The sequence below is a fragment of the Streptomyces sp. NBC_00414 genome (assembly GCF_036038375.1).
GTDB lineage: Bacteria > Actinomycetota > Actinomycetes > Streptomycetales > Streptomycetaceae > Streptomyces.
In genome coordinates this window covers 416567-437832 of sequence record NZ_CP107935.1, presented here as the reverse complement: position 1 = coordinate 437832, position 21266 = coordinate 416567, and the positions used below count along the sequence as shown (strand labels likewise).

Annotated in this window: 16 protein-coding genes; 7 read left to right on the top strand and 9 right to left on the bottom strand. The window is 70.5% G+C overall.

Features of this window, described 5'->3' with window-relative positions; translation table 11 throughout:
- Positions 1-6 precede the first annotated feature (6 nt).
- Positions 7-975: an AurF N-oxygenase family protein gene (locus OHS59_RS02040; protein ID WP_328491641.1), complete on the bottom strand. Its 969-nt coding sequence runs from the start codon at positions 973-975 to the stop codon at positions 7-9.
- Between the two features lie 138 nt (positions 976-1113).
- Entirely contained in the window at positions 1114-2694 is a 1581-nt protein-coding gene (locus OHS59_RS02035; protein ID WP_328491640.1) for a flavin-containing monooxygenase, read from the bottom strand.
- Positions 2695-3105: 411 nt separating this feature from the next.
- On the opposite strand from OHS59_RS02035, the gene OHS59_RS02030 reads away from it, so the two are divergent.
- Positions 3106-3930, top strand: a complete 825-nt coding sequence (locus OHS59_RS02030) for an SDR family oxidoreductase (protein WP_328491639.1) — start codon at positions 3106-3108, stop codon at positions 3928-3930.
- Positions 3931-4303: 373 nt separating this feature from the next.
- Here OHS59_RS02030 and denD read toward each other — a convergent pair whose 3' ends face one another.
- On the bottom strand, positions 4304-5326 hold the full coding sequence (gene denD / locus OHS59_RS02025) for a D-erythronate dehydrogenase (RefSeq protein WP_328491638.1): 1023 nt from the start codon (positions 5324-5326) through the stop codon (positions 4304-4306).
- A 178-nt stretch (positions 5327-5504) separates the two neighbouring features.
- Between denD and OHS59_RS02020 the strand changes: the two genes are divergently transcribed.
- Positions 5505-6308, top strand: a complete 804-nt coding sequence (locus OHS59_RS02020) for a siderophore-interacting protein (protein ID WP_443061606.1) — start codon at positions 5505-5507, stop codon at positions 6306-6308.
- A gap of 94 nt (positions 6309-6402) precedes the next feature.
- Here OHS59_RS02020 and OHS59_RS02015 read toward each other — a convergent pair whose 3' ends face one another.
- The 5 genes from OHS59_RS02015 to OHS59_RS01995 form a co-directional block, all read right to left on the bottom strand.
- Positions 6403-9603, bottom strand: a complete 3201-nt coding sequence (locus OHS59_RS02015; protein ID WP_328491636.1) for a glycoside hydrolase family 38 C-terminal domain-containing protein — start codon at positions 9601-9603, stop codon at positions 6403-6405.
- Between the two features lie 90 nt (positions 9604-9693).
- On the bottom strand, positions 9694-10917 hold the full coding sequence (locus OHS59_RS02010) for a glycoside hydrolase family 76 protein (RefSeq protein ID WP_328491635.1): 1224 nt from the start codon (positions 10915-10917) through the stop codon (positions 9694-9696).
- A gap of 44 nt (positions 10918-10961) precedes the next feature.
- Positions 10962-11783: a carbohydrate ABC transporter permease gene (locus tag OHS59_RS02005; RefSeq protein ID WP_328491634.1), complete on the bottom strand. Its 822-nt coding sequence runs from the start codon at positions 11781-11783 to the stop codon at positions 10962-10964.
- Positions 11780-12736, bottom strand: a complete 957-nt coding sequence (locus OHS59_RS02000) for a carbohydrate ABC transporter permease (protein WP_328491633.1) — start codon at positions 12734-12736, stop codon at positions 11780-11782. The genes OHS59_RS02005 and OHS59_RS02000 overlap by 4 nt, the downstream gene beginning before the upstream one ends.
- Positions 12733-14046, bottom strand: coding sequence for an ABC transporter substrate-binding protein (locus OHS59_RS01995; protein ID WP_328491632.1), 1314 nt, complete (start codon positions 14044-14046; stop codon positions 12733-12735). The genes OHS59_RS02000 and OHS59_RS01995 overlap by 4 nt, the downstream gene beginning before the upstream one ends.
- Before the next feature lie 292 nt (positions 14047-14338).
- On the opposite strand from OHS59_RS01995, the gene OHS59_RS01990 reads away from it, so the two are divergent.
- From OHS59_RS01990 to OHS59_RS01970, 5 genes are all read left to right on the top strand, one after another.
- Positions 14339-16060 carry a class I mannose-6-phosphate isomerase gene (locus tag OHS59_RS01990; protein WP_328491631.1) on the top strand — a complete coding sequence of 574 codons (1722 nt, stop codon included), beginning with the start codon at positions 14339-14341 and terminating at the stop codon, positions 16058-16060.
- Positions 16061-16086: 26 nt separating this feature from the next.
- A complete protein-coding gene (locus OHS59_RS01985; protein WP_328491630.1) occupies positions 16087-17010 on the top strand; it encodes an ROK family protein in 924 nt (307 codons plus the stop codon).
- Between the two features lie 55 nt (positions 17011-17065).
- Entirely contained in the window at positions 17066-18109 is a 1044-nt protein-coding gene (locus OHS59_RS01980; RefSeq protein WP_328491629.1) for a LacI family DNA-binding transcriptional regulator, read from the top strand.
- Positions 18110-18169: 60 nt separating this feature from the next.
- Positions 18170-19501, top strand: a complete 1332-nt coding sequence (locus OHS59_RS01975) for a glycoside hydrolase family 125 protein (RefSeq protein ID WP_328491628.1) — start codon at positions 18170-18172, stop codon at positions 19499-19501.
- A gap of 107 nt (positions 19502-19608) precedes the next feature.
- Positions 19609-20370, top strand: a complete 762-nt coding sequence (locus OHS59_RS01970) for an isocitrate lyase/PEP mutase family protein (RefSeq protein WP_328491627.1) — start codon at positions 19609-19611, stop codon at positions 20368-20370.
- Positions 20371-20781: 411 nt separating this feature from the next.
- On the opposite strand, the gene OHS59_RS01965 is transcribed toward OHS59_RS01970, so the two are convergent.
- Positions 20782-21228, bottom strand: a complete 447-nt coding sequence (locus OHS59_RS01965) for a MarR family winged helix-turn-helix transcriptional regulator (protein ID WP_328491626.1) — start codon at positions 21226-21228, stop codon at positions 20782-20784.
- Between the last annotated feature and the right edge of the window lie 38 nt (positions 21229-21266).

Sequence of the window (21266 nt, the reverse complement as noted above, 5' to 3'; positions counted from 1 at the left end):
GGGAGCTCAGTCGGTGTGCAGGGCGGGCTCGCCGCGGAAGCGCGCCGGGCGTCCGTCGATGCGCAGGGCCTTCCACAGCGGGCGGGACACCTTGTTCATCAGGCCGATGTCCTGCGCGAGCATCCGCACGTCGGAGAAGAGTTCGTGGAGCATCCTCTGGCCGGCCTCGGACTTCCAGAAGACGTCCTTGATCACCCAGGCAGGGATGCCGACCTGCGCGGCGGACTTCCGGTCGGGGATCATGATGACGTCGCACAGGGACCGCATGATCAGCGGGAAGAGGACGGACAGGGCGCCGCGGCGGACCTTGCCGAAGCGCGGGACGCGCAGGCGCAGGAACTCGTGGGCGAAGGAGATGTGGCGGGCTTCCTCGGCGATGTGGATCTGCATGATCCGCTGCGGGAGGGGGTGCACGGGCTCGCCGCTGCGCAGGGCTCCCTTCTGCAGGTGGTCGATGGGCTCCTCGCCGGCCAGGATGCCGGTGAAGAACGCCTCGGGGTAGAGGGAACCGGCCAGCGGCAGGACACGGCTGAGTTGGCGGAACCAGCGCTTGCCGCCGGCGGTGTCCACGCCGGTGCGGTTGACCAGCTCCTGGAACATCTGGGTGTGGTGGGTCTCCTCGGTGATCTCGTGGGTGAGATACCTGAACTCCTGGTTCTGGTTGCCCAGTTGGTAGATGTAGTCCAGGGCTCCGCGCATGAGGAGGTTCTCGAACTGCATCCCCACCTTGGCGATGACCGCCCAGCGCCAGATCCCGATACGGATCTGGGCTTCGAGCGGCTGCTCCTGGTACCAGGGGTGGGCGCCCAGGGCGTCCGCGCTGGTGAGGACCCAGCGCGGGTCGTCGGTGTGCACGGCGAACTCGGGGTCGTCCCATTTGATGTCGATGAAGGCGTTGAAGTTGACGTTCACGGAGCCCTCGGACAGGGTCCGCAGGCGCTCGTCGTAGAGCTTCCTGGTCAAGTTCGCGGGCATCTTCGTCCTCGGTTGTCTGCTCGGCCGCCAGGGGGAGGCGGGTGCGCGGGCCGGTGCGGTGGTGCAGCGGTGCGATGGTGCAGTCGCGCGATGGCGCGGTGGTGCGGTGGTGCGGGGCTGGTTGTGCGGGCCGGACGGTCAGGCGACGCGCGGTGCTTCCTGGGCGCCGGCCGCGTCAGCCGAGTCGGCCTCGTCAGCCGAGCCAGCCGCGGTGTCCGCGGTGTCCGCGGGGAACGTGCGCGCGGAGGTCGGCGTCCCCGCCTTGTCGAAGCGCAGGGGACCGTCGTCGATGGGGGCGTCCCGGAGCAGCGCGCGGTCGCGGTAGTAGTTGTTCCACAGCCGCCACGGGTCGCGGGTGCCCTGGCGCGGCATGACCTCGTTGGCCCGGGCGATGTAGCCGGAGGTCAGCGCCTCGCCCATGACGGAGAACTCCGAGCGGTCGCCGGGGGAGGCCAGCGGGGTGGCGATGTCATGCCCGTGGCGCCGCATGTGAGCGAGCAGACGGGCGGTGTAGTCGGCCGCCAGATCCGCCTTCAGGGTCCAGGAGGCGTTGGTGTAGCCGATGACGAGGGACATGTTGGGGACGCCCTCCAGCAGGACGGCCTTGTAGAGGACACGGTTCGTGACGTCCACCGGCCGGCCGTCGACGGTGAGTGCCATGCCGCCCATGAGCTGGACGGTCAGGCCCGTGGCGGTGATGACGATGTCTGCCTTCAGTTCCTCGCCGGACTTCAGACGGATGCCGTCGGCGGTGAAGGTGTCGATGCGGTCGGTGGTGATCGACGCCTTGCCGCTCTTGAGCACCTTGAACAGGTCGCCGCCGGGGACGACACACAGTCGCTGGTCCCAGGGCTTGTAGTTCGGACTGAAGTGGCGCATGTCGACGTCTTTGCCGACCCTGGCTCGTACGAGGCCGAGGAGGATCCTGCGGGCGAGGCGGGGGTACTTGCGGCAGAAGGCGTAACTCCCGCGCTGAAGGGCGATGTTGCGAGCGCGGACGATCTTGTGCGTCAGCCGGGCCGGGGCGCGCAGTAGCTGCAGGACGCGGGTGAGCGGGTCGACCTCGGGCAGCCCGAGGACGTAGGTGGGGGAGCGTTGCAGCATGGTGACGTGAGCTGCGTCGTCGGCCATCGCGGGCAGCAAGGTGATGGCGGTGGCCCCTGAACCGATGACGACCACGTTCCGGCCGGTGTGGTCGAGATCCTCCGGCCAGCGCTGCGGATGCACCAGGGTGCCCCGGAAGTCCGCCTCGCCGGGGAACTGAGGGCGATAGGGGGTGTCGTAGTCGTAGTACCCGGTCGATCCGATGAGGTAGCGGGCACTGTACGACTCGCGCTCGTCGGTGCTCTCGTCCTCGACCTCGACGGTCCACCGGCCGGTGGCATGCGAGAAGTCGGCACTGATCGCCCGTCGCCGGAAGCGGACGCGCTCCAGCACGCCGTCGTCGGCCGCGGTGTCCTCGACGTACTGCTGGATCTTCGCGCCGTCGGCGAGGATGCGGGCATCGTGCCACGGGCGGAATCCGAATCCGAAGGTGTGCATGTCGGAGTCGGAGCGGATACCGGGGTACCGGAAGAGGTCCCAGGTGCCACCGACACGTGTGCGGCGTTCGAGTACGACCAGCGAAGCACCGGGAACGGCACGCAGTACGTGGCATGCGGCGCTGACGCCGGATATGCCGGCACCGATGACCAGGACGTCGACGTGCTGCTGCTCCATTGCAGGGTCCTCACTCTGGCTCGCGGGCCCCCGGGGAGAGACAGGGGGGAGGGGCCCGCGTTCGGGCACTGACGGGTACTCAGAAGGGTGGTGCGACTTCAGCGCGCTACCGGCAACTTACCTGCGACACCTTGTTTCAGATACCCCCGGTAACGTGTTGTAGATCACTTCGAAATGGGTTTGAGGTACGTCCGTATGGGGTTCGGTCGGGCCTCCGAGGCGCCGGTGACGACATGGACGTGGCCCGGACGGGTCTTGCGCGGTCGGTCGGGATCTGCGGCGAGCACTCGCGTTACAGGTTCTCGACTTGCGCTGGAGCGCACTCGAAGGTGTTCGCTGGAGCCATGGGCCCCGCTCCGCCATGCGTTGCGGCATGACTGGGCGGCCAATGAGTTTCCTGAGGAGCACGTCATGACACAGAAGATCTGGTTCATCACCGGTGCCTCCCGCGGCTTCGGGCGCGAGTGGGCGATCGCCGCGCTGGACCGCGGCGACCTCGTGGCCGCGACGGCACGCGACCTCTCTACGTTGGACGAACTCGTCGCGACCTACGGCGAGCGGTTCCTGCCCCTGCAACTCGATGTCACGGACCGCGAGGCGGACTTCGCCGCCGTACGGCAGGCGCACGAGCGGTTCGGCCGGCTCGACGTGGTGGTCAACAACGCCGGCTACGGCCACTTCGGCATGGTGGAAGAGATCTCCGAGGCGGAGGCCCGCGCGCAGCTGGAGACCAACCTGTTCGGGGCCCTGTGGGTCACCCAGGCGGCCCTGCCGTTCCTGCGTGAGCAGGGCAGCGGTCACATCCTGCAGGTCTCCTCGATCGGCGGGATCAGCGCGTTCCCGCTGGTCGGCATCTACCACGCGTCGAAGTGGGCGCTTGAGGGGATCAGCCAGGCGCTCGCCCAGGAGGTCGCGCCGTTCGGGATCAAGGTCACCCTGATCGAGCCCGGCGGCTTCGCCACCGACTGGGCCGGCTCCTCGTCGAGCACGTCCGAGCCCCTGCCGGCGTACGCCGAGTTCCACAAGCAGGTGCAGGAGCAGCGCCGCAAGCGTGTCGGCACCCCCGGAGACCCGAACGCGTCCGCCGCCGCCGTGATGGAGATCGTGGACGCCGAGGAGCCGCCGCTGCGCTGCTTCTTCGGCACGGCACCGCTGGGCATCGCCAGGGCCGACTACGAGGGACGCCTGGCGACATGGGAGAAGTGGCAGCCGGTGGCGGAGCTGGCCCAGGGCTGACAGGGCTGACAAAGCGGTCCGGGCCCAAAATCGCCTTCTCCGGCTCCGCCGACCGCTTCCGGGTCCGCCCCTCCGACACGGAGCCCGACGACGCCTCGGGAACGACGGCGCTCCGGTGATCAAGGTGATCCCCGTCCTCCGTATTGCCCCCGACGGCAGGACCACCGCCTTGACTGTCGTGTCGGCCAACGGCGCTCCGGAGCAACGGCGGGCCGGGAAGCGCTAGCCGCCGTGTCGCGCGACAGCCCGGCCCGGCCCGTCTCGTGGTGTGCCTCTTCGCCGCAGACGTCCAGTCCCCGTGCACGTCCAGTCCCCGTGCACGTCCAGACCCGCACACGTCGAGTCCCGTACGCCGCTCGTCGGCAACTCCCCCTCAGGGACGGCTCGTTCCGACGGTGACGGCGTCGGGGTGGTCCTTGATGTACGCCGTGACGATCGACTCGAAGCCATCGTCGGGGCGCAGGCCGAGCGCCGCGGCGCGTGCGTTGTCGAACGAGGCGGGCCATGAACCGACGATCGCCTCAATGGCGGGATCGGGCGCGACGGTCACCAGGTCGGCGACGGCGTCGCCGGCCACCCGGCGCAGCGCGTCGAGCATCTCGGCGACCGTGACCGTGAGCGCCGGCAGATTGACCGGAAGCCCGCCTTCGAGGGACCCGGGGCCCCTGTCGCGTCCGGCCTCGGTGATGCGGAGGATGCCCTCGACGGTGCGCCGCGGTGAGGCCAGCGCGACCTGCAGGCCGGGATCGACCGGGCAGACGGCCGGGAGCCCGGACAGGGGCTCGCGGATGATGCCGGACAGAAAGCCGGAGGCGGCCGCGTTCGGTGCGCCCGCCCGAACCGCGACGGTCATGAGGCGCGCCACGCGTCCGTCGATGAAGCCCCGGCGCGTGTATTCGGCGATCAACTGCTCACAGACGCGCTTCTGCGCTCCGTAACTCGACTGCGGCGTCGGCAGCGTCCACTCGTCGACCACGGGCGGCAGGGGTGCCGCCGGGTCGGAGCCGTACACCGCGACACTGCTGGAGAACACGACCCGGGGTGTCGGCCCGCCGGCGGCCGACTGTGCGCGGGCGGCGTCGAGCAACGCGCGTGTCGTGTCCAGGTTGGCCGACATCCCCAGGTCGAAGTCGCTCTCGCACTCGGCCGATACGGCCGACGCGAGGTGGATGAGGGTGTCCACGGGCTGCCTGAAGATGTCGTCCAGGCGCTCGCTCACATCGCCCTGGACGACGTCCACCAGCGGATGGTCCGCCACCGGCGCCGCGGTCGGCACGTGCCGGTCGACGATCAGCAGCCCGTCGACGGGCGCCCCGCACAAGGTCCGCCGTGCGAGCAGGACGTCGGTGACCTGTTGTCCCAGGAAGCCGAAGCCACCGGTGATGACGATCCTCATGGGGTCCTCCTCGTGCTGCGTGAGCCGGCCGGGCCTCGCACTCGCCGTCGTACGAGGCTATGAGGTCAGGAGGTCATCAGACATGAGGCATGAGGCATGAGGCATGAGGCATGAGGCCAGGATTGGCATCCAAGTAAGCTGAGGCTACCCTTACCAGGTGTCGAAGACCCCGAAGTTGATGCCCCGGCAGCCCCGGCTGTTCCATTGTCACGTCGTGCGCAGTGAGCGCTACACGTCCTCGATGCAGCGGGTCACGGTGACCGGGCCGGACCTCTCCTCGTTCCCGTGGCAGGGCTACGACCAGTGGTTTCGGCTGTTCCTGCGCAAACCGCACCAACAGGAGTTCGTCCTCCCGGAGATCTCCGGGCCGACCTGGTGGAAGCCGTTCCTCGCCGTACCGGAGGAGGAGCGGGCGCACTGCGCGAACTACACCGTGGCGGACTTCCGTCCGGACACGGCGGAACTCGACATCGACTTCGTCGTGCACTGCGGTCCGGGCGGTGATCCGGAGGGCGCCGCGGCGATCTGGGCCTGCGGGGTGACCCCCGGCGAAGAACTCGCCCTCCTCGACCAGGGATTGCTGTTCGACTGCCCCGACGACGCCTCCGAGGTACTGCTCGTCGCCGACGAGAGTGGTCTGCCCGCGACGGCCGGCATCCTGCGCTCCCTCCCGCGTGAAGCGGTCGGCCGGGTCATCCAGGAGATCCCGACCGCGGGCGACCGCCGCGACCTGGACGCCCCGGACGGAATGAGCATCACCTGGGTGGTGCGCGACGACCCGTTCGCGGTTCCCGGCGCCGCCGCACTCGCGGAGCTGCGCCGGCACGTGCCGGCCGGTCCGGCGGGTTACGCCTTCGTCGTGGGGGAGTCGACACTGGCCACCGAGGGCAGACGGCACCTGCACCGCTCGGGGCTGCCGAAGTCACGCATCACCTTCTCCGGCTTCTGGAAGCGCGAGACACACGAGAAGGCCACCGCCTGACCGGCCCCGCGACCCAGGCAATCCCCTGCCGCGCCCGTTTCCGCCGGCGCAACTCTCCGCTACCTGTACGGCCTCCCGTCGGCGTCACTCGGCGTCACTCGGCGGACGGGTGCAGGTGGAGGACGACCGCCGCCGTTCCGAGTGCCGGCACGGTGACCGGGACGGTTCCCTCCGGTTCCACGTCGATGGGGCGCGGGGCCAGGCCGAGGTAGTTGGTGCGGAACGCCCGCCCGACGGCGAGCGGGGCGGTGACGCGGCAGGTGACCGGAGCGTCCGCCAGGGACTGCAGGCGGATCATGAGCTGTCCCTCACCGGGGACGGTGAGCCCGACGAGCCGTACCCGGGGGTCGTCCAGGGTCAGGAACCTTGTCTGCGGCGGAAGTTCGGCCTCGGCTCCGACGCGGACTCCGGCGCGGGCGCGGACCGGTACCAGAGGATGGCTGGTGACGGCCGCGGTGCGCACGGCCAGTTGCTCGCCGAACCCTTCGAAGTTGTCGTCGGCCCCGGCGAAGGCGACGCTGTAGCGGAACGTGTGGTGGAACGCCTGCTGGGAGGGGAAGTTCGTGTCCCAGATGTTGTTGTGCACCCAGGAGAAGACCGTGCCCGGCTCCTCCTGCGGCAGCGACTGCGGATAGGGCGCGTACGGGACCGCGATACCGCCGAGCTGCACGAGCGGGGCGTCGGCCGTCGCCAGGGCGGCGTGGTGGGTCGCGTCGCTCAGGCTGATCCAGCGGCGGATCGCGCGCATGTGGGTGGCGGACCCCGGCACGGTCTCCCGGTCGGTGCCGAGCACGCCGCCGGTGGCCTCCGTACGCACGGTGGGGTGGTCCAGGGCGAACGGGAAGGCGAAGAAGGCGCTCTCCTTGGTGAGCGTCGCCGTCTTGTCGATGCGGTTCTCCACGTCGATACGGGCCGCGTCGTGCGGCAGGCGCACGGTCACCCGGAGCCGGCGCGTTCCGGCCGGGGCACACTCGTAGACGAGGGTCTGGCCGGTGGAGTCCGAGGTGCGGTCGACGAGTGCCGCGGGCGGCGCCGTGCTGCGCGAGGCGAGCAGGTGCATCGAGTCGTCGGCGACCGTCTTGCTGGACTGGTGGTTGAACGCGCCGGCCGTGGCGTACTCGTCGTACACATAGCCGTTGAAGCCGATGACGGCGTCCTGCCGGACCAGTTCGCGTCCGGTGCGCTTGTCGACGACGGAGCCGATGCACGCCTCGCGCAGGTCGACGGTGACCCGCAGGTGGTCGTTCTCCAGGACGACCGGATCCGCGGACGTGTCCGCCAGGGACGTACCCGCTCGGTCGTCGTCCCCCGGCGCGGGGTCAGAGGCGGTGCCGGGGACGATGTCCAGGCGCAGCGAGCCGCAGGCCGGTACGTCGGCGACGGGCACGTGCAGGAACCGGCCGGCCGCCCGGTGGCGGTCGTTGCTCTGGGCCTCCTCCACGAACGGCAGGGAGGCACCGGTGCGGGCGTCCAGGACCTGGACCGCGTCGCTCAGCGCGACCGTGCTCTCCGGCAGGAACAGCCGTGCCGTCTCCGTCCGCGGCCAACTGCACGTGTTGACGACGTGGAAGGACGCCAGCGCGTCGGCGGGCGCGGCGAACGCCTCCCCGAGCAGCGCGGACGCGGCGTCCAGGAGCGTCTCCGCGTCGTCATGGGCACGCATGGCCTGCGAGTACTTCCAGTGCCACTGCTGCTCCCCGGACCCGTGACCGTGATCCCCGTGCGTCCACGGATCACCGGCACCCCAGGTGTGCTCGTTGAACAGCGAAGCCAACCGGTAGACGGCCGGCGCCTTCGCCGTGACCGCCGTGCTGCCGGGTACGCCCAGCAGGTGCGCGTACCCGGCCACGGTCTGGGCCTCGGCGAGCGCCGCCTGACCGCGGCGCGTGGCGGCGAGGGGGACCGCTCCGGCGCCGACCCCGTCGACCCACCAGTCGCTCCAGTCGCCCCGGTAGGTCTCCAGGCGGTCCCCGACGCGCTGCTCGGCGTCGGCGAAGAAGTCCTCGTTGCGGGAGGCCCGCAGCTGCGGGTAGGCCCACTGCTCGTTCCAGCGGCGCACCGTGTCGGAGATGATCCGGCGCGGCGGGCCGTTGTCCGCGAACTTGCCCAGCACGCGCAGGTGCAGGACGTCCCACGGATAGGGGTCGACGTCGGCGATGGCCGCGGAGGTCTGGTCGAGTACGGGGAAGCCGGGAATCCCGCGGCCCTCGTGCGGATGGGGGAACCGGGCCAGGGCGGAGAGGTAGGCGGGCAACAGGTCGTCGACACTGTCGTAGGACTCGTCGAAACCGAGGATCGAGCCCTCCATGTACGCCAGACCGTGCGGTGTGTCCGTACGCCACACCAGGACGTTGTTGCCGCTGGGCGTCTGCCAGCGGAACAGCCGCGGCAGGTGTGCCCCGCCGACGAGGTGCGGTACGGCCCGTCCGGCCCAGTTGTGCGCGACGGACAGGTAGCGGATGCCGTTGTCCGCCAGGACGTCGGGCAGGCCGACCACCTGCCCGGGCACGTCGGTCTGCATGGCCGTGGTGATGTCGATGCCGTGGCGGTCGCGCAACTCCGTGATCGGCCGCAGGAGTTCGTGCAGTTCGTCCGTGGAACAGGTCTCCGTATGGAGGTTGAACGGCATCGCCGTCAGCTCGACGCGTCCCTCGCGCACCCGGTCCAGGAAGTTCCCGACCTGGCGCGCGGGCCTGTTGGCGCTCCAGTCCTGGAAGGAGTGGAACCCTTCGACGGCCCAGCGGAACCGGGCGGGCTCCGGCCAGTCGTCGGTGTCCCGGCACAGTTCGAGGAGCGAGTCGAGGTAGGCGCGGGACTCGGCCATGACCCGGCCCTGCGGATCGGTGTAGCCGATGTCGAGGTGGGAGTGCTGCACCAGGTGCAGCGTCCAGTGGCGCTGCGGGCGGGCCTCGAAGTCGAGCCAGGTGCCTTCGGCCAGGTCGGGGAGTTCGATCCGCAGGGGAGTCGGCGCGTCCACCTCCGGCACCAGGACGCGGAGGTCCGTCCCGGGGCCGGAGAGGAGTTCGCTGCGGACCGGTGTGCCACCGCCGGTGGTGACCCGGACCCTCGTGACACGCGGCGCCCCGGTGCCGGCCGCCGCGCCCTCGCGGTGCAGCCGCACCCGGATGGACTGCAGCAGTCCGCCGGAGCCGTCGTGGCGCAGCAGGGGTTCACCCGACAGGCGTACCTGCAGGTCACCCACGCCGACGGTGGTGGTGACCACGCGGTCGCGCAGGATGTCGCGCGCGATGTCGGAGTCCCACCAGGACGGCCGGGTCAGCGGTGGCTTGGGCATGGTGCGTGATCGTCCTTCGTGTCGGAGTCAGGGTCAGGAGTGGGCGGTACGGGGCCGGGTGCGGCTCGCTACTGCTGCGGGACGGCGACCCTAGTTCGGCCCGTGGCCGTCGCCGTGACCGCGCTGGTCGCCCCGGGCCAAGGTGGCGAAGATCTGCACCATGGCCGACTGGTTGAGGGTCGCGGCCGGTGCCTGCGGGTCGTAGTCGCCGCCGTTCGACGGCTGGAAGCGGAACAGTCCGGTGGAGCTGTCCCTGTTGGTCCTGTACGTGCTGTCCGCGTAGCCGCTCATGGCCTGCCGGTAGGCGGAGTCGGGGCGGACGGCGTCCAGGTCGAGCAGGTCCTTGAAGTAGAAGGCGTTGAACACGGCCGGCTGGTCGTGCAGACGGGTGCCCTGCCCCCAGTACGCGAGAGAGGCGTCGGCGTCGGTGACGGCCTTGGTCAGCCAGCCTGCCTTGCCGGTTCCACGGTAGAGCGCGGTGGCCGTGCCGATCATGGCGCCCGAGTTGTACGTCCACAGCGTCTCGTTGGTGGAGCCGTCGTCGCCCCGGTCGTTGACGTACAGCCCCGGAGCCTTGCGCATGCACGAGGACACCCAGCCGTACCACTGCTCGGCCTTTTCGAGATAGGCGCGCTTGTGGGTGTGCTCGTAGAGGCGGGCGGCGAGCTGCGCCGAGAGCGAGGTGACGTTGGTGGCCCGGACGTTGTTGTTGGGGGAGTCGACCCAGTCCATGCCGCCCGGACAAGCCTTGGCGGTGTCGCCGTCCCAGGCGCGGGTGACGACCGGTATGACCTGCTCGGCCCGTCGCAGGAACGTGCGGTCGCCGGTGGATTCGTACTGGTCGAGCTGGCTCAGGGCGACCACGGCGTTGTCGTCGTAGTAGACGTCGCCGCCCGAACCGAGCGGCGCGGGCAGATACGACTGGTAGCCCGGTCGGTCGCCGCCGGCGAAGTACAGCTCGACCGTGTCGAAGCGCTCCGCCGCGTCCTGGCGGAAGTCCCCTCCGACGCGTGGGAGTTCCTGCATGTCGACGGCCGCCGCCGCGGCCTCGCGGAACGGCCACAGGTAGGAGTGCGCCGGGTCGGCCGCCTGCCGCGGCGTGTGCTCCAGGTACAGACCGTGCTGGTCCGCGCCCTCGTAGAGATGGGTCTGCAGGGACCGGTAGGCGTCGGTGGCGCGGTCGGCCCACAGGGACTGCGGGACGGGGTGGGGCCGGACGGGGTGAGCGGACCCGGCATGGGCGGGGACGGCGGTCCAGAGCAGGCCCGCGCAGACGGTGGTCACGGTGGCACGGCGGAGCAGCGATCGCGGCATGGTTCACCCTTCGCGAAGAGGAGGAAGGAGGCGGCGTACAGACGTCAGCGGTGGATCTTGAGGCTGCTGATGAAGAAGCGCTGTGCGGAGAAGAACAGCACCAGGGTCGGCAGGGAGACGAGGAGGGCGCCGGCCAGCACGACCGGGGGACCGACGTTGGAGTAGTTGCCCTGCAGATCGGCGAGCGCGGCCATGACCGGCCGGATGTTGCGGCTCGTGGTCAGCGTGATGCCGAACATCAGGTCGTTCCACACGGCCACGAACTGGAACACGAACACGGCGACCATGGCGGACCGGGTGAGCGGCACATGGATCTGCCAGAACAGCCGCCACCAGGACGCGCCGTCCATGCGCGCGGCCTCCACGACCTCCTTCGGCAGGGTGAGGGCGTAGTTGCGCATGACGAAGAACGCGAAGGGGATCGCGATCGCCGTGTAGATCAGGACGAGCCCGAACTGGGTGTCGTACAGGGACGATTCCGCGTACGACAGGAACAGCGGGCGGATGAAGACCTGGAGGGGCAGCAGAGTGCCGGAGTAGATCACCCAGAACCACAGCGCCCGGTGCTTCACGGGCATGATGATCGTGGCGAAGGCGGCGCCCGCGGCCAGCACGGCGGAGGCCAGCGCGCTGACGACGGAGTACAGGAGACTGTTGCCGAACGCCGGCCCGAGGTTGGCCCGGTCCCAGGCCTGGGACATGTTGTCGAACAGCCCGAACTCCGTCGGGAGCCAGTGCGGGCTGCCCGAGTAGCTTTCGGCCGGCACCAGGGCGTTGACCACCAGGAGCCAGGTCGGGACCAGCCAGAGCAGGGCGAGCACCGTGACGGTGCCGGTGCGCAGGACGCGGCCGAGGGACATGGTCATTCGCCTTTCACGTCGAGCTGACGGCGCAGGTAGAGCCAGGAGGCCGCCAGGACGATGACGGTCAGGACGACGGCGATCGCCGCTCCCGCGCCGGGCCGCAGCTCCAGGAAGGTCTCGTTGTACATGGACACCGCGAGGGTCTCCGTGGCCCTTCCCGGGCCGCCCTGGGTGAGCACCCAGATCAGGTCGAACGACTTGAGGCCGTTCACCAGGCTCATGCCGATCACGATGATCGACACGGGCCTGAGCTGCGGCAGGACGATGTGGCGGAACTGCTGCCAGCTGCCCGCCCCGTCCAGGGAGCCTGCTTCGAGGGTCTCCGGTGGGATGGACTGCAGTCCGACCAGGAAGAGGATGACGGCCACACCGGTCGCCTGCCAGGCGTTGGCGAGGATCATCACGAGGGTGTTGCCCGGCCAGGTCAGCAGCCACCCCTGGGCGAACGAGTCCAGGCCCACCGTGGTCAGTACCTGGTTGACGGCGCCGTCGGTGGTGAGCATGAAGTTCCAGACCACCGCCACCGCGGAGCCCGACAGCGCGTAGGGAAGGACGACACACAGCCGGGCGAGGCGCGAGAAGCGGGTGGCGTCGGTCATGCAGGCGATGGCCAGCCCGAGCACGAAGGGGAGCACGACCGTGCCCACCACCCACAGCAGCGTGTTCTGGATCGAGCGGGTCAGCGCCGGGTCGGAGGCGAACCGGGTGTAGTTGTCGAACCAGCTGAAGGAGGAGGTCCTGGTGTCGGCGAAGAAGCTGCGGTGGATGGTCCACACGAACGGGGCGAGCAGGAACAGCGAGACCAGGAGCACGGCCGGCGCCATGAACCCCCCGGCCGCCAGGCGCTCGCGTGTGCTGATCCAGGCGTGCCGCTGCGCGGGACGCGGTTCCCCGCCGACGGGCGGTGTCCGTCTGCTCCCGCCGGTGGCGGGTCGGTCGGTCGTAGAAGTGCTCATGCCTCGTCGCGCCTCCAGGCTGCCCATTCGTCTTGTGCACGCTCCTGCATCCGGCGCAGCGTGGTCGCCGGCGAGGTCTGCCCGGCCATGAACCCGCCCAGGTCGTTGGTGTTGCCCTGGATGAGGCTCGGCGGGCTGGCCTCCCAGTAGCGGATCAGCGGGATCCGGCGCTCCTTGGCGACGTCACGCTGCAGCTCGGCCACGACCGGGTTGTCCGACCGGACCGTCGGATTGGCGGAGCTGTCCTGAAGGAAGTCGCTCCACACCCGCTGGACGGGCGGAGCAAGCCACTGGCCGACGTTGGCCATGGCGGCGTCGTGCGAGGAGGCCCGGGCTGGCACCGTGAAGACGCCCGACTCGGCGATCACACTCTTCGGCGTGGCGGACCGCACCGTGGGCAGGATGAACGCCCCGTAGTCCACGCCCGGCTTCATGCCCGCCGCGGTCATTCCCTGGGCCTGCCAGGTGCCGTGCAGGAACATGCCGACCGTCCCGGCCTTCAGCGCCCCGGGGCCCCGCGCCTGGTCGAAGTCGGGCGACGTCATCCAGCCCTTGCGCATGAAGTCGTGCCAGATGTCCATCGCCTCGCGGGCCGCGTCGTCGGTGTACGAGGCCTCCCCGGTCACCAGTTTCTGGTAGAACCGCGGGTCGACCTTGGTCACCAGCTCCTGGAACCACTCGATCGCGGGCCAGCCGCCGACCTGACTGGCCAGGAACGGCGTGATCTTGTTGCGCTTGAGGACCTCGGCGCAGTGCAGCAGCTCGTCCCAGGTCTTCGGCTCGGACAGCCCGAGTTTCTTGAACACCGGCTTGCTGTAGAAGAGCACGTAGTACGACTCGTACAGCGGGATGCCGTACACCTTCCCCCGGTACGACACCGCGTCCCGCGAGGCGCCGCGCACCCACTTCTTGGCCTGGTACTTCCGCCACACACCCGACAGATCCGTGAGGCCGCCGGCCCGGGCCAGCCGCTTGAGCTGGTAGCCAGAGGCCCACTTGACCAGGTCGGTGGCCTTCGACGTCTGTAGCGTCATCTGCACGACCTGCTGGTACGACGTCACCGAGGGGTTCGACAGCGGCCGCAGCGCGTACCCGGTGATCTTCTCCAGTTCACGCCCGGCCGCCCGGTAGCCGTCGTCCCAGGTCGCGTTGTCGTTGGAGATGCTCGTGGTCCCCGGCTGCGCCGACGTGCTGTCTCCGCGAGCGCAGCCCCCTGCGGCGAGCGTGGCCGCGCCCGCGGCCATCCCGGCAAGAAGGCGGCGCCGGGCGAGCGGCACGGCCGCACTTCGGGTCCTGCCCGATGCTGACATTGATCACCTTCACGGAAGCGAGCCATGTGCATGGCCGGATATGGACCACAGGGCGCAACTGTGTCCCGGAACGCCCGGGGCTGCCGAGTGGTTGTTGCGTGGAAGTTAACGACAACATCTCCGCAGTGGCAAGGGTCTGTCGGACGGAAGAAGCGGGAACGGACTCATGGCCTGCCAAAAGGCCAGTTCGTAGAAGCCTGTGTCGGAAAAATTGACCACCGATCGAGGATGGACTCTCTCGGACATGCGTTGTTATCGTTAACGCACCGACAGAGCCTACTGAGGAGCAGATGTGCAGTCCGCGTCTCGTTCGTACGACCCCCACCCCAGTTACGAACCGGTCGACGGGCAGGTGACCGAGGGGTGGCCGGCCGCGGTCGCCGCGCTGCCGCCCGGTCCGCTCGTCCTGGCCGTGGACGGTCCTGCCGCGCTGGACTGGGACGCCCTGGCCGACGGCCTCACGGCGGCGCTGCGCCTCGCGGGGCGGGAGGCACAGCGGTCGGACGTACGCGATCACTACGCACCGTCCGCCGCCGAACGGATCGCGGCCCCGCCCCACCCCGCCGACGACCCGTTCTTCGCCCCGCTGTCGCAGGCGCGGGCCGCGGACCTCTTCGACTCCGTGCCCCGGCCGGAAACGCCCGCGGGCGACGGTGTGCTGCTGGTCTTCGGACCCGGCGCGGCGCTCTGCGAACCGGACGCGCTCTGGTACGCCGACCTGCCGAAGCGGTACGCCGAAGCCGCCGTGAGCAAGGGGGAGCTGCCGGTCGGCGCCAACCTGGGGCGCCCCGGCGAACCGGGCGACCTGGTGCGGTTGTTCTACACCGACTGGCCCGTGGTGGACCGCCACCGCGACGCGATCGTCGGCCGGATCGACCGGTGGATCGACACGCAGGACCCGGCGGCTCCCGCGTCCCTGGACGGCACCGCGCTGCGCGGCACGCTGCGCCACCTGGCCCACGGGCCCGTCCGCACCCGTCCGTACTTCAACTCCACGCCCTGGGGCGGCCAGTGGGCGGCGAGCGAACTGGGCTTCACCCCGCAGGCCGGCAACACCGCCCTCGGCTACGAACTGATCGCCCCCGAGGCGGGTGTGCTCGTCGGCGAGAGGGGCGGAGCGCAGGTCGAGATCCCGTTCCAGCTGCTGTGCGTCGAGCACCCCGAGGCCATGCTCGGCGAGGAGGTGCACCGCCGGTTCGGCACCTCCTTCCCGATCCGCTTCGACTACCTCGACACGATGGGCGGCGGCAACCTCTCCCTGCACCTCCACCCGCGGGAGCAGTACATGCGGGAGGTGTTCGGCTGGCCGTACACCCAGCACGAGACGTACTACGTCACCGCGAGCGAGGAGGGCGCCCGCGTGCTGCTCGGACTCACCGAGGACGCGGACCCCGACGCCATGCGCTGCCAGGTGGAGGAGGCCATCGCCGACGGCACCCCGCTGCCCGTCCAGGACCACATCCAGACGCACCCGTCGGTCGAGGGCCAGCTGTTCATGATCCCGGCGGGCACCCCGCACGCCTCCGGCGCGGGCAACCTGGTGCTTGAGGTGAGCGCGACCCCGTACCTGTACTCGCTGCGCCTGTACGACTGGCTGCGCAAGGACGCCGCCGGCGCGTCCCGGCCGTTGCCCTACGAGCACGGCTTCGCCAACCTGGACACGGCCCGGCGCGGGGAGGACGTGGTGAAGGACCTGATCCAGCAGCCGCGTACCCTGCGCACCGGCGAGGGCTGGCGGGAGGAGGTCATCGGCGCGCTGCCCGAGATGTTCTACGCGGTCCACCGGCTGGTCGTCGCGCCGGGGGCCGGCATCCCCGACGACACCGCGGGGCGCTTCCACATCCTCAACGTCGCCGCCGGCCAGGGCGCCGTCGTCGAGACCCAGGACGGGCGCAGCCACTTCCTGGCCTTCGCGGAGACCCTCACGGTCCCCGCCGCGGTGGGCTCCTACCGGGTGCGTTCCGTGGGCGGCGACGAGGTGCGGATCGTGAAGGCGCTGGTGGTCGAGCCGTGACCGTGGTCCCCACGGGGAGGTCGGCCGTGCCGGTCCCCGTCCTCGACGTCGGCGGTACGCACGTCACCGCCGCGCTCGTCGACCCCGCGACCGGCACTCCCGTACCGTCCTCGGTGATCCGCAGGCCGCTCGGTTCGCACGCGGCCGCGGACGGCATCCTCGACGACATCGCCCTCACCGCGCTCCAATTGCCCGTCGGACACGGCCCGTCCTGGGGCGTGGCGATGCCCGGACCCTTCGACTACGACACCGGGATCGGCCGTTTCACGGGTATCGGCAAGTTCGAGTCCCTGTCCGGCGTGGACGTGGGCGCCGGGCTGCGCCGGCGGCTGCTCGACCGGGCCGAGCGGCTGTGCTTCCTCAACGACGCCGACGCCTTCGCCCTCGGCGAGCACCGGGCCGGGGCCGCCGAAGGACACGACCGCGTGGTCTGCCTGACGCTCGGCACGGGCATCGGCTCGTCCTTCCTGCGGACCGGGCGGCCCGTGCACGACGGCCCCGACGTGCCGCCCGGCGGTCACGTGCACCGGCTGGACATCGACGGCCGTCCGCTGGAGGAGACGGTCTCGCGCCGCGCCATCCGCCTCCACCACGCCCGGCTCGCGGCTCCGCACCGGGAGCCGGACCCGCGCCACGAGTCGGCCCTGCCGGACGTCCATGAGCTCGCCATGGCGGCCGAGCAGGGCGACACCGCCGCCGCGGAGGCCTTCCGCTACGCTTTCGACGCCCTCGGCAGGGCCCTGGCCCCGTGGATCGACCGCTTCGAGGCCACCGCGGTCGTCGTCGGCGGTTCCATGGCGCAGTCGTGGGACCTGATCCATCCCACCTTCGTCCGGGGACTGGCTCAGGCCGAAAGGGCGGGCGTACTCGTTCTGCCGGCCCGGCAGCCCGCGTCGGCACCGCTGATCGGGGCCGCGCACTGGGTCCGGAGCACGGCGGGCACTTCATGAGGATCGGACCGGGGCGAGGTCGCCGCCGCGGGCCGACGGAGAAGGGGGAACGGGCATGACCGCTCGTCGAGCCGGCGGGCCGACCATGCATGACGTCGGGAAACTCGCGCAGGTCAGCGCCATGACCGTCTCCCGCGTACTGAAGAACGACCCCGGTGTGTCCGAAGCGACCCGCGAACGCGTCTTCGCCGCGGTGGACCGGCTGGGTTACCGCCGCAACGAGACCGCGCGCAGCCTGCGGCTCGGCGGCAGCGGGATGATCGGCCTCGTCGTCACCAACCTCGCCAACCCGTTCTACTCGCGTCTCGCGCTCGGCGTCCAGGAAGTCGCCACCGAGTACGGCTTCCGGATGGTGCTCAGCAACTCCGCCGAGCAGGCCGACCGGGAACCCGGCCTCGTCGACGGTCTCATCGACCACCAGGTCGAAGGGCTCATCGTCGTCCCCGCCGGCAGTCGCCAGCAGCACCTGGCCGCCGCCATGCGCCACGTACCCGTCGTACTCGCCGCACGGCCGCCCGCGGGACTCGACACCGACTGCGTGCTGGTCGAGGACTTCCACGGGGCCCGCGAGGCCACCGCCTGCCTGCTGGCCGACGGGCACACCCGCATCGCCTTCCTGGGCAATCCGCCCTCGCTCTACACCGGGGCCGAGCGGCTGCGCGGTTTCTGGGCGGCACATGACGAGGCCGGCGTCGAGCCCGACAACGCGCTCATCCGGCAGGGCCTCGTCGACGCCGCGACAGCGGAGGCGGTGACCCTCGAACTGCTGGGCCGGGCCGACGCCCCCGCGGCGCTGTTCTGCACCAACAACCGCATCAGCCAGGGCGCCATCCGAGCCCTGCACAAGTCGGGAGTCACCCTGCCCCTGGCGGGCTTCGACGACTTCGACCTGTCCGACGTCCTCGGCCTGCCGCTGACCCTCGTCTCCTACGACGCCGACGAGATCGGCCGGGAAGCCGCACGCCTGCTCATCGACCGCCTGGGCCACAAGGACGCGGAGCAGCCCGCTCCCCGCCGCGTCACGATCCCCACGCGCGTCGTCCGCCACGGCGTCCACACCGGTGAACGCCCCCTCGGCACACCGCACGCCGACTCGTAACGAGACACGCATCAGGACACGTAGCAGGACACGCGTCAAGTCACTTGAGAAGAAGGGTCGATGATGCAGTTCCCCACGAGTGTCGAGGACCATCCGCTGGTTCAGCGCGCGGTGCGACGCCTCGACGCCCTCGGTGACCCGCGCTACGGACAGCTGCTGGTGCGCTGCCTGGACGACACCCTCGCGCGTACGGTCCGGCCCATGCCCGACGGCAGCGCGTTCGTGGTGACCGGCGACATCCCCGCCATGTGGCTGCGGGATTCGTCGACCCAGCTGATGCCCTACCTCGCGCTCCTGAAGGACGACAAGGGCCTGCAGGATCTGGTGGTGGCCGTGCTGGAGCGCCAGTTCGACCAGATCATGTGCGACCCGTACGCGAACGCCTTCAACCCGGAACCGTCGGGACGCGCCCACGACGGCGACGACCTGTGCGAGGACCCCTGGGTGTGGGAGGAGAAGTACGAGGTCGACTCCCTGGCCTTCCCGCTCCTGCTCGCCCACCGCTTCTGGCGGGCCACCGGCCGCACCGACCACCTCGGCCGGGCGGTGAGCGCCGCCCACGCCGTGCTCGCCGTATGGCGTACCGAGCAGGACCACGAGCACCTGTCCTCCTACCGTTTCTCCCGGTCGTCCGGCCCGGCGAGCGACACGCTGCCCAACGCGGGCAGGGGAACGCCCGTCGCCCGGACCGGAATGACCTGGAGCGGATTCAGACCGAGCGACGACGCCTGTACGTACGGGTACAACGTGCCCGCGAACCTGTGCGCGGCCGCCGCCCTCGACGCAACGGCCGAGATGGCACACCGCGCCGGGGACACGGCACTGGCCGAGGACGCCACCGCACTGGCGGCCGAACTGCGCGAAGGGGTCGCACGCCACGGAACGGTCGACCACCCCGACCACGGCACGATCTACGCCTACGAAGTCGACGGACTCGGCAACGCCCTTTTGATGGACGACGCCAACATGCCGAGCCTCCTCTCCCTGCCCCTGGTCGCGAACGTGTCCGCCGCCGACCCGCTGTACCGCGCCACGCGCGAGTTCGTCCTCTCCCCGGCCAACCCGACCTGGTACCGGGGAACCGCGGCCGAGGGAGTGGGCAGCCCGCACACCCCGGACGAACACATCTGGCCGATCGCCATCGCGGTGGAGGGTCTGACCGGCGACGACGACGCGGCGCGACACGCGGCGCTACGCACGCTGACGGACACCGACGCGGGCACCGGCGCCATGCACGAGTCCTTCCACAAGGACGATCCGCACCGGTTCACCCGCCACTGGTTCTCCTGGGCCAACGCGATGTACGCGGAACTCGCCCTGGACGTCGCCGGCCTCGGGACCCGCCCCCTGTGGTCCCGCCCTTCTCCGGACCCGTCCGCGCCTTTGGCGTGAACCACACCGTGCCCCGGAGGCCGTGAGGGGGACCGGGCCGCACCTCTTCATCACCGGGTCACGTCCCGTCGGCACGTTGTCGGCGATCCGGGGGTAGCGTTCTCGACATGGACTTTCGCACCACAGTTGAGCGCGCTGAGCGCCTGAAGCAGCTGCATGCCGAGTACAAGCCGCTCGTGCTGCCGACCGTCTGGGACGCGTGGTCGGCGAGGACGGCGGTCGGCGCCGGGTTCCCCGCGCTGACGATCGGCAGCCATCCGCTCGCCGACTCCCGGGGGGCCGAGGACAACGAGGGGCAGACCTTCGAGGAGGTACTGGCCGCGGTGAGGCCGATCATCGCGGCGGTCGACGTCCCCGTGTCCGTGGACCTGGAGGCCGGGTACGGACAGAAGCCCGCGGACCTTGTCGCCGGACTCATCGAGGTCGGCGGCGTGGGTCTCAACATCGAGGACACCGTCCACTCGGACGGCGGACGTGTGCGCAGCACACAGGAGCACGCGAGCTACATCGCCGGCCTGCGCGCGGCTGCTGACGACGCGGGGGTCCCGGTCTGGGTCAACGGGCGCACCGACCTCTTCCTGCACGCGAAGGACGCCGCGGGTGTCCTCGACGAGGCGGTCGAGCGGCTGCGGGCCATGGAGCAGGCCGGGGCCGACAGTGTCTATCCGGTGGCCATTCAGGACAACGACGACCTGCTCGCGGCGGTGACCGGTGCCGTGGCCGTTCCCGTGAACTCCACGGCCCATCCCGTCAAGCACGATCTTGAGCGCTTCCGCCGCCTCGGCGTCGGCCGGATCACCTACGGCCCGCTGCTGCAGTTCGCGATGACGGATGCGATGAAGACCGCGCTCGGCCCGTGGGCGCCCTGACGAGTCGATCGAGCGTCGGGCGCCCCGGAAGCCGGGCGTCTGACGCTCACCTGACGGCTGCTCGGCGGCTCTGCCTGTGCGGGCGGTCAACCGGGTAGGCCGACACCCACATGCGCAGAGGCGGGCGGTGGGGGAAGGCGCCCGTTGCCGCGCGCCGGGCCGCTGCGCTCGGTCTGCCGCCGCCCGGCACGCGTGCCGCCCGCCGGGCCGGTGAGCGAAGCGACCGGCAGGTGCACCACACGGGTTCAGCCCGCTGGTGGTACCCAGGCCCCACGACGGGCGGCCCGGCCCGGGCCGGGCCGCCCGTTTCGCTCGGAGTGGCCCCGGCGGCTGTTCCGCTGCGCGGGCTCACCGCCGACGCTCCCGATGCCCCGTCCACGTGCCGTCGGGCATGCCGAGCCGAAATTAAATTCAGCGGCCGTCGTCGTCGCGTGCGTTCTCGTCGGCCATCGCCTTGGTCATCAGCCGGTGCAGCTGACGCTGCTCGGCAAGGGTCAAGTGGGTGATGGGCGTGCGCGTGGAGGCGGCGTGGACGAGCTGTCGCCTCGCCGTGCGCCCCTGCTCCGTGAGGTGGAGCACCTTGGTCCTCCGGTCATTGAGGGCCGGAGCACGGCTGACGTAGGCCAACTGCTCCAGCCGGTCGGCGAGAAACGTCACGGTCGACGGATCGCAGTGCAGCCTGGCGGCCATCTGACGCATGGACGGGGCGGGCGCGTCCGGATCCAGCTGCCACAGCGCGTCGGCCAGGGGGTGGGTCAGGCCGAGTTCGGCCATCACGTCACGGATCGCGGTGTTCGTCGCCCCGTCCATGGCGTGTACGAGCCGCAGCAGTTGATACGTCAAAGCCTCACCGTCCATTCCAGCACACTACTTGGACACTCCAATGCTTGACAACT